This is a genomic window from Cobetia sp. 2AS (assembly GCF_029846355.1).
GTDB classification, from domain to species: domain Bacteria; phylum Pseudomonadota; class Gammaproteobacteria; order Pseudomonadales; family Halomonadaceae; genus Cobetia; species Cobetia amphilecti.
Window position 1 is genome coordinate 431967 of the sequence record NZ_JARWKQ010000003.1, and the last position, 14120, is coordinate 446086.

At 65.5% G+C, this 14120-nt stretch carries 7 protein-coding genes; 5 read left to right on the forward strand and 2 right to left on the reverse strand.

Annotated features, from left to right (window positions below; translation table 11 throughout):
- Positions 1-153: 153 nt before the first annotated feature.
- Entirely contained in the window at positions 154-2274 is a 2121-nt protein-coding gene (locus tag QD356_RS11650; RefSeq protein ID WP_225996506.1) for a prolyl oligopeptidase family serine peptidase, read from the reverse strand.
- Positions 2275-2541: 267 nt separating this feature from the next.
- Here QD356_RS11650 and QD356_RS11655 point away from each other — a divergent pair, with 267 nt between their 5' ends.
- From QD356_RS11655 to QD356_RS11665, 3 genes are read left to right on the forward strand one after another with little or no spacing between them, the layout of a single operon-like run.
- A complete protein-coding gene (locus tag QD356_RS11655) occupies positions 2542-3066 on the forward strand; it encodes a hypothetical protein (protein ID WP_192838546.1) in 525 nt (174 codons plus the stop codon).
- A gap of 60 nt (positions 3067-3126) precedes the next feature.
- Complete coding sequence (locus tag QD356_RS11660) at positions 3127-5274, forward strand: vWA domain-containing protein (protein WP_192838545.1); 2148 nt, start codon at positions 3127-3129, stop codon at positions 5272-5274.
- On the forward strand, positions 5267-6160 hold the full coding sequence (locus QD356_RS11665) for a class II glutamine amidotransferase (protein WP_192838544.1): 894 nt from the start codon (positions 5267-5269) through the stop codon (positions 6158-6160). The genes QD356_RS11660 and QD356_RS11665 overlap by 8 nt, the downstream gene beginning before the upstream one ends.
- 117 nt (positions 6161-6277) lie before the next feature.
- Here the strand turns inward: QD356_RS11665 and cysK are convergent, their stop codons facing one another.
- Positions 6278-7243 carry a cysteine synthase A gene (gene cysK, locus QD356_RS11670; RefSeq protein ID WP_192838543.1) on the reverse strand — a complete coding sequence of 322 codons (966 nt, stop codon included), beginning with the start codon at positions 7241-7243 and terminating at the stop codon, positions 6278-6280.
- A gap of 520 nt (positions 7244-7763) precedes the next feature.
- Here cysK and QD356_RS11675 point away from each other — a divergent pair.
- Both QD356_RS11675 and hrpA read left to right on the forward strand, forming a co-directional pair.
- Entirely contained in the window at positions 7764-9524 is a 1761-nt protein-coding gene (locus tag QD356_RS11675; protein WP_192838542.1) for an AMP-binding protein, read from the forward strand.
- A gap of 232 nt (positions 9525-9756) precedes the next feature.
- A complete protein-coding gene (gene hrpA / locus QD356_RS11680) occupies positions 9757-13920 on the forward strand; it encodes an ATP-dependent RNA helicase HrpA (protein ID WP_192838541.1) in 4164 nt (1387 codons plus the stop codon).
- Positions 13921-14120: the final 200 nt, after the last annotated feature.

Genomic DNA, 14120 nt, shown 5'->3' on the forward strand with positions numbered 1-14120 from the left:
CTGCACCCTTCGTCAGGTCAGTAGTGCTCCCCTGAGCTGACGAAAACATCAAGGCCCCCGCCGGGTAACCGGCGGGGGCCTTGTCGTATGCGGCTGTCAGGGTGCTATCCGACAGTCACAGCGCTGTGCGAAAGACACGCAAGCACAGGCACCTCAGTCGTCGTCGCGCGTGGCCTCATTGCCGTCGGCTTTCTCGCACACGCCCAGCGCCCACAGCAGGAAGGCGTCCTGGCGCGCATTGTCACGCCACGCCTTGAAGCGACCCGAGGCACCGCCGTGTCCGGAGCTCATGTCGGTGCGCAGCAGGACCGGATGCGGCGTGCAGTCCATCTGGCGCAGACGCGCATACAGCTTGGCCGGCTCCCAGTAGGGCACGCGGGTGTCATGCCAGCTGCCCTGCAGGAACAGCGGCGGATAGGGCGCGGCACTCAGGTTGTCCAGCGGCGAATAGGCGCGGATACGACGCCGCGCCTCGTTCTCGTGCGGGTTGCCCCACTCGGTGTATTCCGCGGTGGTCAGCGGCAGCTCCGGATTTTCCATGGTGCGCAGCACATCGACGAAGGGCACATCGAGCACCGCGGCGCAGAAGGCCTCGGGACGCTTGTTGAGGCTGGCGCCGACCAGCAGGCCACCGGCGCTGGCACCGTAGGCGGCAATGCGATCCGCGGCCCCGACGCCTTGCTCGACCAGCGCATCACGCGCGGCGAGGAAGTCGTTGAAGCTGTTTTCCTTGCGCTCCAGCTTGCCGGCCAGATACCAGGGCTCGCCACGGTCTCCGCCGCCCCGCACGTGGGCGACCGCGAAGGCGACGCCACGCGTCAGCAGTTCCAGGCGGGCGATCGAGAACCAGGGGTCCAGCGTCTCGCCGTAGGCGCCATAGCCGTAGAGCAATACCGGCAGCGGGGCGTGGGGATGGCCTGCGTCATCACACAGGTCGCGCCGCATGACCACCGAGACCGGCACCTGCTCACCATCGTCGGAGGTCGCCCACAGGCGGCGGCTGATCAGCTGCTCGGGCGCGAGATCGCCATGCACGGTCTGACGCTTGAGCAGGCGGCGCTCACCCGTGTCGAGGTCCAGCTCGATCCAGCTCGGCGGCGTGGTGAAGCTTTCCTCGCGGATGCGCAGGCGGCGAGCATCGAAATGCGGGCAGTCACCCAGCCCCTGGCTCAGCGGTTGCTCCGGCATCGCCAGGCGCTCGTCGCGGCAGATCGTTTGTGTCGGTGCCGTGCCCTCGAATTCGATCACCCGCAGCCAGGCCTGGGCCTGACGGTGATCGCGTTCATCGACCATCAGCCCCCAGCTGAAGGCTTCGACACCTTCCAGCGTCACCTCATCGCGGGTGGCGATCAGCGGCTGCCAGTCGCCGGGCGCATGCTCGGAGGCGATATCGAGCTGGAAGTGCGGCGCTTGCCTGTTGTGCAGCACATAGAAGTGGCCGGGGCGGTGGTCGACGCCGTACTCGACCCCGGTCTCGCGGGCGCGCACCAGGCGCATCTCACCCAGCGGGGTGTCGGCCTTGAGCAACCAGGTCTCGCTGGTGTCCTTGGAGGCGGTTTCCAGAATCAGCCAGGCGCGTGAGCGGGTCTTGCCCATGCCGACCCAGAATTCGCTGTCTTCCTCGCGATAGAGCAGCGTCTCGGCGCGGCTCGCCACATTCAGACACCAGATCTCGAAGGGGCGCTGGGTGCTGTCATAGCGCGTGAACAGCAGGTGCTGGCCGTCCTCGGCCCACACCAGATCCGGCCCGATATCCTCCAGCAGACACTCGTCATCGTGGCCGGCGTTGCGTGAGTCGCCATTCGTCGCGTTCAGTGTTGCAAGACGCAGGCTGAACACCTCGTCGCCGCTGGTGTCCAGAGTCCATGCCAGTTGCTGTTCATCCGGGGAGATGGCCATATCGCCCAGCTCGACGAAATCGTGATGGCGCGACAGGCTCTGCAGGTCCAGCAGGCATTCGTGCTGGCGGGTATCGGCGGGGTCGGCGCCGATCGCATGGCGCCACCAGACCGGATAGTCGGCATCAGCGGCGGTCTCGCTCCAATAGACGTAGTGATCCAGTGCCTCGGCCAGGCTTGAGACGGCCAGTTCGCGGCGCGCAAGATGGCCGTGATAGAGGGCGTCGCTCAGCGGCGCGAGCGGGGCGAACCAGCGATCACTCTCGGCGTTGGCCGCCGTGAGAAAGGTGGTGACCTCTGGCGTGTCGCGTTCTTCAAGCCAGTGCCATTCGGGGTCATCGGCACGATAATGGCGCTGGACGGGGCTATCGGGCATAGCTACCTCTTGAAAGTGGGGTGCTCGAGTGTGTCGGGCGGGCATGGAGTGTAACATTGAGCCTGTCCCACAGCGTGCGCAAGCCCTTGCCTCATGGGAGGCATCGCCGCCGTGAGAGATGAATGCGCAGCCTCTGGTGCCACGCAACGTGTGGCCCCGATGATGGGATGACTCGATGGCTGAACTGAGGGGCTGGCTGCTTCTGCACAGGAGAGGCGCCTCTCAGAATGTCAGTCTCGACAGGATGTTATGACAGGAGTGAAGGGCATGATGATTTCCGATTCGCTGCCGCAGATGTGGCTGATCTATTTTGGCCTGGCAGCGGTAGTGCTGTTTACCGGCTATATGGCGGTGCGAATACTGCCGCGTTTTCTGCGCTGGATCCTGGTCGGCGGTATCGCCGGCATGATCGCCGTGCCGACAAGTTTTCACGTCACGGCCAGCGTCGCGGAAGATGCCTACACCGGCCTTGCGCCAGCCATCGTGGCCTTTGCCGTCAGCGTGGTGCAGAAGGATGGTGGTGGCATGGCCTCGGCCTTCGGCATGCTGGTACTGGGCATCGGGGCCGGCGTGGTGCTGGGGCTGGTGATCTGGTGGCTGGGACGCGGACGTGAACAGCGTCGCCGCGCCGCCCAGCAGCGCCGCCAGCCTCATGCCCACGAGCAGGAGGATGAGGAAGTGCGCGAGGGCCACGCCGCTGGCGCCAGCTTGCGTAGCGAGAAACGTGGCACCCCGGCTCGTGCGTCGGCGCGTACCCGCGCAGGCCGTGACCGTCAGGAACCGTCGCTCTGATCGAGCGTCGTTCGATCAGCGCCAGCCGAGCATTGTCCGAGCGTGGACTAAGGATCTGTCATGCCCCGTGATGTAGCTGTCACTTCGTCTCTTCAGCCAGTCCGTTCACCAGGGCTTGCGTCCGGCTCTTCATCCGGCCCTCTAGCGAAGGGTGCAGGGGCGCGCTGGCTGGCTGCCCTGATGCTGGCGGGCATCAGCCTCGCGTCGCCCTCGGCCTTCGCCGAGCAGGCATCGTCAGCGGACAACGCTTCGGCAAGTGAGCCGATGAGTGAGTCGGTGAGTGAGCCGGTAGATGAGTCGTCAAGCGAACAGGCTGAGCAGATGCCGTTCGTGGCCCGGGATGTCGCGAGTGACGTGAATGCAAGCAGTGGCTCGGCACGCGACATTGCGCCTGACCTGCGCATGGCGATCGATGTCTCCGGCAGCATGAAGCACAACGACCCGACCAATCTGCGCGCCAGTGCGCTCGACCTGCTGGTCACCTTGCTGCCGGAGCGCTCGCGTGCGGGGCTGTGGGGCTTCGGTGAGCAGGTCCAGCCCTTGCTGGCACTGGGCGCGGTCGATGCGGGCTGGAAACAGGCGGCCCGCGGGCTGGAAGGGCGGCTGGACGATTACGAGCAGTACACCGACCTCGAGGCGGGCCTGCGTGCCGCCGCCGAAGGCGCCGATGCGAGCATCGATGGCCAGGGGCCGCGTCAGGTCATTCTGCTCTCCGATGGCATGGTCGACCTGCGCGAGCCGAGCAGCGAGAAGGCCGCCTCGGACAGCGCCTCGCGTCAGCGCATCACCGATGAGCTGACGCCACAGCTGGCGGCGCACAACATCACGGTGCATACCGTCGCGCTGTCGCGCAATGCCGATATCGACCTGCTGCAGCAGGTTGCCGATGGCACCGGCGGGCTGGCGACGGTCGCCGAGACCCCGGAAGACCTGCTGCGTGCCTTCCTCGGGGCGCTCGACCGTATTGTGCCCGGCGAGCTGGTGCCGCTCGAGGACAAGCACTTCACCATCGATGACAGCGTCGAGGAATTCACGGCGCTGGTCTTCCATGGTCCCGATGACAGCGCGCCGGTATTGATTGCGCCGGATGGTCAGCGCTACTCGCTGGCCGACAAGGCGTCGTTGCCCGAGGGCGTGCGCTGGGAACATCAGCCGCGCTATGACCTGATCACCGTGACCGACCCCGAGGCCGGACAGTGGCGTATCGAAGGGCAGGTGGGCGTCGACAGCCGCATCACCGTGGTGTCAGACCTGGCGCTGGTGTCGCGCCCGCTACCGGCCACGCTGTATCGCGGCTTTGGCTATTCCCTCGCGGCCTCGCTGGTCGACGGCGCACGTGATGTCGCTGAGCAGGATTTCCTGGCGACGCTGGACGGCAATGCGCGTCTGGTGCCGGAAGACGAGGGTGGCATGTCAGCTGAAACGGCAGCCGTGACCAGCGCCCAGCAGCGCGGCCTCGAGCGTGACGGCGCGCAGTTCAGCGTCAACATGCCGCCGCCGCCGCAACCGGGTGGCGCTCGCCTGACGCTGACCATCGAGGGCCAGCGCGATGGCGCGCCCTTTGCACGTCAGTTGAGCCAGCGCACCAGCGTGGTCGACCCGCTGCTGGTCGAGCCGATCGGTGGCAATGCGCAGAATGCGACGCCGCCGAGCGCGCTGGAGGTCAGCGCGCGCCATCCGCTGCTCAACACCGCCAACACCCAGCTGGACGCGACGCTGCAGGGCGAGCCGTTGAGCGTGGCGGAGGCGGGCGAGAGTCGCTGGCGTATCGAACTGCCGCCGCTGGAGCGTGATGTCAGTGCCGATGTGCAGATCAGCGCGCGCATCGCACTGGGCGGGAGCTTACGGGTGATCGATCTCGCGCCCTATACCCTCAACGAGAATGCGGCGCGGCGTGCCGCCAATCTGGACCGCTCGCCCATCGAGGGCGAATCCTTCGGTGAGATTCAGGGCCTGGATCAGGCGGTAGAGGAGAAGGAAGACCTCAATGACCTGCTGATGAAGGGCCGCCTGCCCATCGACAAGGTGCCTGCGTTGATCAGTCAGTGGTTCGAAGGAGCTTCGGACTTTGCCCAGCGTGAGGCAGAATCACCGCAAAGCCGCATGATCGCTTACGCCGTGGCCGGTGTGATCGGCCTGCTGGTAGTGATCATGTTGGTGCGTCGCATGACGCGCAAGCCGACTCAGCGGGAGGAACCCCATGTGTGAACTGCTCGGCATGAGTGCCAATGTGCCGACCGATATCTGCTTCAGCTTCGCCGGTTTTCTGCAGCGAGGCGGTGGTACTGGTCCGCACCGCGATGGTTGGGGAATCGCCTTCTATGAAGAGGGCGGTTATCGCGAATTCCGTGACCCGCATCCGTCGGTGGATTCGCCCATCGCGCGCATGATTCTCGACTATCCGATCAAGTCGCAGATGGTCATCAGCCATATCCGTCAGGCCAATGTCGGCCAGGTGACGCTGGCCAATACCCACCCGTTCACGCGCGAGCTGTGGGGCCGGCAGTGGTGCTATGCCCACAACGGTCAGCTGGCGGACTGGCAGGCACTGCCCCTGCCGTACTATCGCCCGGTGGGCAGTACGGACAGCGAGCACGCTGCCTGCTTTCTGCTCGGCGAGATCCGGCGCGCCTTCCCGAATCCGCCGGCGCGGTGCGAAGACCTGTGGCGGCATCTGCACGCCCAGTGCGAGCGTCTGCGCGGGCTTGGCGTCTTCAATCTGCTGCTCTCCGACGGCGTGCATCTCTACGCCTACTGCTCCACCAAGCTGGCGCACATCACGCGCCGTGCGCCCTTCGGGCAGGCGAGCCTCACCGACTTCGAGATGAGCGTCGACTTCCAGCAGCACACCACCGATGCCGATGTGGTCTCGGTGATCGCCACCGATCCGCTCACTGATAACGAGCAATGGCAGCGCCTGCTGCCGGGTCAGCTGGTGGTGTTCCGCGAAGGCGAGCTGGTCGCCAGTCTTGGCGGTGAGCTGCCGCTGAGCCAGGAAGAGTCAGAGCAGGAGCAGGCCGAGAACGGGGCGGTCGATCGTACCGCCACCGCGCGCCGCAAGCCGGATTGGCTGGCTTCTGACTTGAGCTGCTGACGTTTGGCTGAGTCGCTGACGCTGAGCGACGCAGAAAGAGCTTGAATGCCAGATACACGAAGGGCCGCAATCGCGGCCCTTCGTGTTTGCGGCTTTTGCCTGGTCAACGCATGAGGCTCAGCCTTCGACGTCGTCGAACATGCCGGCGAACATCGGCGAGGACAGGTAGCGCTCGCCGCTGTCCGGCAGGATGACGACGATGGACTTGTCGGCGTAGGCCGGGTCTTCCGCCAGACGCAGCGCCGCGGTCATCGCCGCACCGCAGGAGATGCCGCACATGATGCCTTCTTCCTGCATGATGCGACGCGCCATGGTCATGGCGTCTTCACTGGCGACCGGCTCGACGCGGTCGATCAGCGCCAGGTCCAGGTTGTCGGGAATGAAGTTGGCACCGATGCCCTGGATCTTGTGCGGGGCCGGCGTGATCGACTCGCCCTGCATGCGCTGGGTGATGATGGCGGATTCCGCCGGCTCCACCGCCACGGCTTCGAGTGACTGGCCGCGCACCGTCTTGAAGTAGCGAGCGATGCCGCTGATGGTGCCGCCGGTACCGACGCCCGCCACCAGCACGTCCATCTCGCCATCCAGCGCGTCCCACAGCTCCGGGCCGGTGGTCTCTTCGTGGATGCGCGGGTTGGCCGGGTTGGAGAACTGTTGCGGCAGGAAGTAGCGTTCCGGCTCGGCCTTCTGCAGCTCGCAGGCCTTGTCGATGGCGCCCTGCATGCCCTTGGCCGGGTCGGTCAGCACCAGGTTGGCGCCGAGGGATTTCAGCACCTTGCGGCGCTCCATGCTCATGGAGGAGGGCATGGTCAGGGTGACGGGATAGCCACGCGCCGCGCCGACGAAGGCCAGCGCGATACCGGTATTGCCGGAGGTCGGCTCGATGATCTCCATGCCCGGCTTGAGCACGCCGCGCTCCTCGGCGTCCCACACCATGCTGGCACCGATACGGCACTTGACCGAGAACGCCGGGTTGCGGGCTTCCACCTTGGCGTACAGGCGTGGATGGCTGCTGAGGCGGTTGATCTTGACCAGCGGTGTATTGCCGATGGCTTGCGAGTTGTCCTGATAGATCTTGGCCATGCGAGGTCCTCTGGGTATCTGGCGGCTAGACAGCGAGCATGCCCGCTGCTTGAGTGAAGTGATGACGCTCAGCAGCGCCTGTCGCGACTGTATGAGCATAAGGTTAAGGGCTAGCCGAGCGCGACTCAAAGGCCTGAAGCGCATAACGACATGGCAAGGTTGGCAGTCGCGGCTAGCCTCTGACCAAGGTCGTACAAAGGTAGTGATCTGATTCAACGGGACTTTTTCGAATGTGAACGATGGTTTAAATCGGTCGTTTTACATCATTGGCGTGACTGGTTAAGGTGAAGCGCGGCGGCCCTGGAGGTTCTTGCCGGGGTGTCGTCGGTGCGTTGCCGGCACCTGCGCGCGCGTTGTCGCGCCGTCCTTTTCCCCATCACGCCGTCATTCATGTCATTGTTCACATGTGGGCGTGACGCCCTGATAACAACAAGTGCTGAATTCTCGCCTGTGGCTGCCAGTGAAAGACTCCGCGCCCGGCCACGATCCAGCAGACGAATGCAGTCATGGAGCCCAAGCCATGCATGATGCCAATCCTGCCAACGCCCCGGCAGACCCGGAAGCCGACAAGGCGTCTGATCACGCTGGCCCCGTGACCGGGGATGCCAACCTGATCGTCAGCGGTGAGCCGTTGTCCGGTCTCGAGGATTACCCCTCGATTCTCGAGGTCTTCGAGGCCAGCTGCGCCAACTATGCCGAGCGTCCGGCCTTCAGCTGCATGGACAAGACGCTCAGCTACGCCGATGTGGACCGCCTGTCGCGCAATTTCGCCGCCTGGCTGGAACACGAGACCGGCCTTGAACCCGGTGACCGCATCGCCATCCAGCTGCCGAATCTGCTGCAGTTCCCGGTGGCGGTATTCGGCGCGCTGCGCGCCGGTCTGGTGGTGGTCAACACCAACCCGCTCTACACCGAGCGCGAGATGCAGCACCAGTTCCATGACTCCGGCGCCCGCGCCATCGTGATTCTGGCCAACATGGCGGACAAGCTCGAGAAGGTGCTCAAGCGTACCGACATCGAGGAGGTCATCATCACCGAGATCGGTGACCTGCATGACTTCCCCAAGCGTCCGCTGATCAACCTGGCGGTGCGCTACGTCAAGAAGATGGTGCCGAAGTACCACCTGCCCGACGCACACGGCCTGCGTGACGTGCTCAAGCGCGGGGCGGGGCTCTCGCACACACGTGTCACGCGCCAGCCCGAGGACATCGCCGCGCTGCAGTACACCGGCGGCACCACCGGGGTTGCCAAGGGCACCATGCTGACCCACCGCAATCTGGTCGCCAACATGCTGCAGGCGCGCGGCGTGATCAGTGATGTGCTCAATGAAGGTCAGGAGGTGCTGATCGCGCCGCTGCCGGTCTATCACATCTATACCTTCACGGTGAATTGCCTCTACAGCATGGAGAGCGGCAACCACAGCGTGCTGATCACCAATCCGCGCGATATCGATGGCTTCATCAAGACGCTGGCCAGGACACCGTTCACCGCCTTCGTCGGCCTCAACACGCTGTTCTCGGCGCTATGTCAGCGTGATGACTTCAAGGCGCTGGACTTCTCGAGTCTCAAACTGACCATCTCTGGCGGCATGGCGCTGACGCGCAGCGCGGCCGAGCGCTGGGAAACCGTTACCGGCTGCCCGATCGCCGAGGGCTACGGCATGACCGAGACCTCGCCCATCGTCAGCTTCAATCCGCCGCGTGAGCTGCAGCTTGGCACCATCGGCAAGCCGGTGCCGGGCACCGAGCTCAAGGTGGTGGACGCCGATGGCGTGACGCTGGGGCGCGATGCGCCGGGCGAGCTGTGCGTGCGCGGCCCCCAGGTGATGAAGGGCTACTGGCAGCGTGACGACGCCACGCGTGAGGCGATGGATGACGAGGGCTTCATCCGCACCGGCGATATCGCGGTCATCCAGCAAGATGACTTCGTGCGCATCGTCGATCGCAAGAAGGACATGATCATCGTCTCCGGCTTCAATGTGTTCCCCAACGAGATCGAGGACGTGGTCAGCGGCCATCCGGATATCGTCGAGGCGGCGGCAGTGGGCGTGCCGGACGAGCAGAGCGGCGAGGCGATCAAGCTGTTCGTGGTCTCAAGCAACCCGGATCTGGATCGCGACAGCCTGCGCAGCTGGTGCAAGGAGCAGCTGACCGGCTACAAGGTGCCGCGCTTCGTCGAATTCCGCGATGAACTGCCCAAGACCAACGTCGGCAAGGTGCTGCGTCGTGAGCTGCGCGACAGCGAAGAGAGCGGTGGCAATACGCCGCTACGCGAGCACTGAGGACAGTACTGAGGACAGCGCTGAGCCGGCGGCGTGGCAGGGAACAAGCGCCGCCAAGGTTGGGCGCGGCTACGCGCAGGGCTACAATGGACGGCCCGTCACTTGTTGACGGGCCGTTTTGTCATTCAGGTGTCATGGCTTGCTGCCTCGTGCAGGCGAGCGTGAGGCTGAATTCCCGAGAGTTTCCGGCTGCGCGCGTGGCGTGTGGTCGCTGGTTGAGAAGAGGCAGTCCTTGAGCGACACCGCTACCGCACCGTCCGAACATGCGCGTCTTGAAGCCCTCGCGGCTCGCCTTGAACGCGCCCTGAGCCGTGATCAGCGCGAGCTGGGCAAGCGCCTGGCTGGCCTGCGGCGGCGTCTCAAGGAAGGCAAGCCGGTCGATCGTGCCATCAACGACATCGAGAGCCGCCTGGAGGCGAGCATCGCCCAGCGCGCCGCGCGCGAGACGGCACTGGCACGCTGGCAGACACCCGCCGCGCTCAACTATCCGCCGGAACTGCCGGTGGTGGAGCGTCGCGAAGACATCCTCGCCGCGCTTGCCGAGCATCAGATCGTGGTGGTCGCCGGCGAGACCGGCTCGGGCAAGACCACCCAGCTGCCCAAGCTGTGTCTGGAGATGGGGCTGGGGCGCAATGGCCTGATCGGCCACACCCAGCCACGCCGTCTGGCGGCGCGCTCGGTGGCGGCGCGTCTGGCCGAGGAGCTCGAGACGACACTCGGCGAGACGGTCGGGTATCAGGTGCGCTTCAACGACACCACCGGCCCGTCGACGCTGATCAAGCTGATGACCGACGGTATCCTCCTGGCGGAAACCCAGCATGATCCGGACCTGAGCCGCTACGAGGCGATCATCATCGATGAGGCCCACGAGCGCAGTCTGAACATCGACTTCCTGCTGGGTTATCTCAAGCGTCTCACCGCGCGCCGCCCGGACCTCAAGATCATCATCACCTCGGCGACCATCGACGTGGAGCGCTTCAGTCAGCACTTCGCGGCCCAGGATGGCACGCCGGCGCCCATCGTCTCGGTCAGCGGGCGCAACTTCCCGGTCGAGACCCAGTACCTGCCGCTGGTGCGCGATGCCGAGGATGAGGAAGACCTCAGCCTGCAGGAAGGCATCCTGCGCGCGGTGGAAGAGCTGTCGGTGATCGAGCGCGAGAAGGGCTGGTTGCGGGGCCCGCGTGACGTGCTGATCTTCCTGCCCGGCGAGCGCGAGATCCGCGCCACCGCGGACACCCTGCGTCGCGCCCAGCTGCGTGATACCGAGGTGCTGCCGCTGTACGCGCGCCTCTCCAACGAAGAGCAGAACCGCGTCTTCCAGCCGCATCGTGGTCGCCGCATCGTGCTGGCCACCAATGTCGCCGAGACCTCGCTGACCGTGCCGGGCATCCGCTACGTGATCGACCCGGGCCTGGTGCGCATCAGCCGCTACAGCTATCGCTCCAAGATCCAGCGTCTGCCGGTGGAGCCGATCAGCCAGGCCAGTGCCAACCAGCGCAAGGGCCGCTGCGGGCGTATCGCCGAAGGCCTGTGCATCCGCCTCTACAGCGAGGAGGACTTCCTCGCGCGCCCGGAATACACCGAGCCGGAAATCCAGCGCACCAACCTGGCCTCGGTGATCCTGTCGATGCTGTCGCTCAAGCTGGGCGACATCGAGAAGTTTCCCTTCGTCGATGCGCCGGATTCGCGCTTCGTCACCGATGGCTTCCGCCTGCTGCGCGAACTGGGCGCGGTGGATGAACACAACCGCCTGAGCCGTGATGGCCGCACCCTGGCGCGTCTGCCCATCGACCCGCGTCTGGCGCGCATGGTGCTTGAGGGCGCCTCGCGCGGCTGCCTGCGTGAAGTGCTGATCATCGTCAGCGCGCTGTCGATCCAGGACCCGCGCGAGCGTCCTGCCGACAAGCGTCAGCAGGCTGATCAGATCCACCACGAGTGGGATGATGACAACTCCGACTTCGTCAGCTGGCTGAATCTGTGGGAAGGCTTTGAACTGGCGCGGGATGCGCTGGGTGCCAACCCGCTGCGCCGCTGGTGCAAGGCGCGTTTCCTCAACTATCTGCGCCTGCGCGAGTGGCATGACACCTTCCGTCAGCTCAAGCAGCTGACGCGCGACCTGGGGCTGGAGATGACCAGCGCCCAGCACGAGCGCGACGCCGAGGCGCAGGCCGAGGTCACCGCGCGGGTACTGGCCTCACCGGGACAGGGCCGCCGCCCGTCGGTGGCCATCGATCACGAATCACTGCATCGCGCGCTGTTGACCGGGCTGCTCTCCAATCTTGGCCTCAAGCAGGAAAACCGCGAGTATCTCGGCGCGCGCAACCGACGCTTCTTCGTCCACCCGGGCTCCGGTGTGGCCAAGAAGTCGCCCAAGTGGGTGATGGCGGCCGAGATGGTCGAGACCACCAAGCTCTACGCGCGTCAGGTCGCGGCGATCAAGCCCGAGTGGGTCGAGCCGCTGGCCGAGCATCTGGTCAAGCGCAGCTACAGCGAACCGCACTGGGAGATGAAGCGTGCCCAGGTGGTCGCCAGTGAGCAGGTGACCCTGTTCGGGCTGCCCATCGTCACCGCGCGCAAGGTGCATTACGGCCCGCTGGCGCCGGAAGAATCCCGCGAGCTGTTCATTCGCCGTGCGCTGGTCGAGGGCGAATTCCAGACCCGTGCGCCGTTCTTCGCCCACAATCGCGGCCTGATGGATGAGGTCGGTGAGCTTGAGGACCGCGCGCGCAAGCGGGACATCCTCGTCGACGAAGAGACGCTGTTCGCCTTCTATGCCGAGCGGATTCCGGAAGGCATCTACAACGGGCGCAGCTTCGACAAGTGGCGCAAGGAGGCCGAGCGCGACAACCCCGATGTCCTGCATCTGAATCTCGACGACCTGATGGCGCGCGACGCCGAGGAAGTCACCGTCGCGCGCTACCCCGAACAGCTGCATCACAACAGCGTCGCCTACCCGCTGAGCTATCACTTCGCGCCCGGTGCGGTGGATGACGGCGTGACGATGATCGTACCGGCGGCGATGCTCTCGCAGCTGCCGCGCTATCGCATCGAATGGCTGGTGCCGGGGCTGTTGCGTGACAAGGCCATCGCGCTGATGAAGTCGCTGCCCAAGCAGTACCGCAAGCAGGTGGTGCCGATTCCCAACTGGGTCGATGCCGCACTTGAGGCGCTGACCCCGGACGACGTGCCGCTGACCGATGCGCTGGCCGAGTTCATGCGCGTCAAGACTGGCTTGCGCCTGCCGCAGGATGCCTGGGCGCCCGAAACGCTGGAACCGCACCTGAAGATGAACCTGCGTATCGTCGATCAGGACGGCAAGGTGCTGGGCGAAGGGCGGGATCTCGAAGCGCTGGAAGCACGCTTCAAGGACTCGGCCGCGGCCGCCGCGCGGGCGATGGCCAACCGCAGTCGTGAAGCCGACAGCGAAGTGCTGGAAGATCTGCCGGAAACGCCGATCGCCACCTCGCACAGCACCACCCAGGCGGGCATTCGCGTCGAGGCCTACCCGGCGCTGGTGGTGAAGGCGGCGCCTGCCGACAGCGGCATGAGCGCCAAGCAGCGCAAGCTGGCGCGCAAGACCGGCAAGAACAGCGCGCCGTCCAGCCATGCGCCTGCCAGCGCGACGGCTCAGGTCGAGCAGAACCTGAGCGTGGAGCTGTTCGATCATCCGGCCAAGGCCGCCGCCGCGCACCGTGATGGCATCACGCGCCTGGCGATGGCACGCCTGCCGGACCAGGTGCGCTATCTGGACCGTGACCTCAAGGCGCTGGAGCGCTGTGCGCTGCTGTTTGCCAAGGTCGGCACGCGTCGCCAGCTGGCGGATGACTTCATCTACAGCGTCTTCGAGCAGGTGATGGCCGTCGAGCCGCTGCCGCGTTCGCGCAGCGAACTGCAGGCGCGTCTCGATGACAAGCGGGCCGAGCTGGTGCCGCACGCCGAGGCGCTGCTCAAGCCGCTGGAAGCCGCGCTCAAGCAGCATCTGGAGCTTTCCAAGCGCCTCAAGGGCAAGATCGACTTCTCGATGGCGCTGGTGGTGGCTGATCTCAAGGCCCAGCAGGCGCGTCTGATTACGCCGGGCTTCATCCAGGCCTCCGGTGAATGGCTGCATCAGCTGCCGCGCTATGTGGAGGCGATGCTGATCCGTCTCGACAAGGCGCCGCGTGAGCGCATGCGCGACCAGCGTGACATGGAGGAGGTCAAGGGCTTCGAATCCCGCCTTGATGCCCGCCTGAGCAAGGCGCGCGAGCAGGGGCTGCCGGATGCGGAGCTGGAAGAGTTCGGCTGGTGGCTGCAGGAACTGCGCGTCTCGCTGTTTGCCCAGCAGCTCGGCACCCTGGAGACCGTCTCCGCCAAGCGCCTCGAGAAACGCTGGCAGGAGCTGATGGCGCGCCGCTGATGTCCTGAGGCTGAGCTCTTGAATCTCTGCCTGGGCTGAAGCTCTGCCTTGTCGGGGGCCATTCCAGGGCGCTGTGCGTGGCATCAGGGGCTTGCGTGACCGGTACGTGGAGGCGTGCCGCGGCGGGATGGCCCAAGCTGCAGACAGGAATTGCTGTTTAAGCATTCACTGTGATCGCCCGACAAATGCTGACTCGTGCG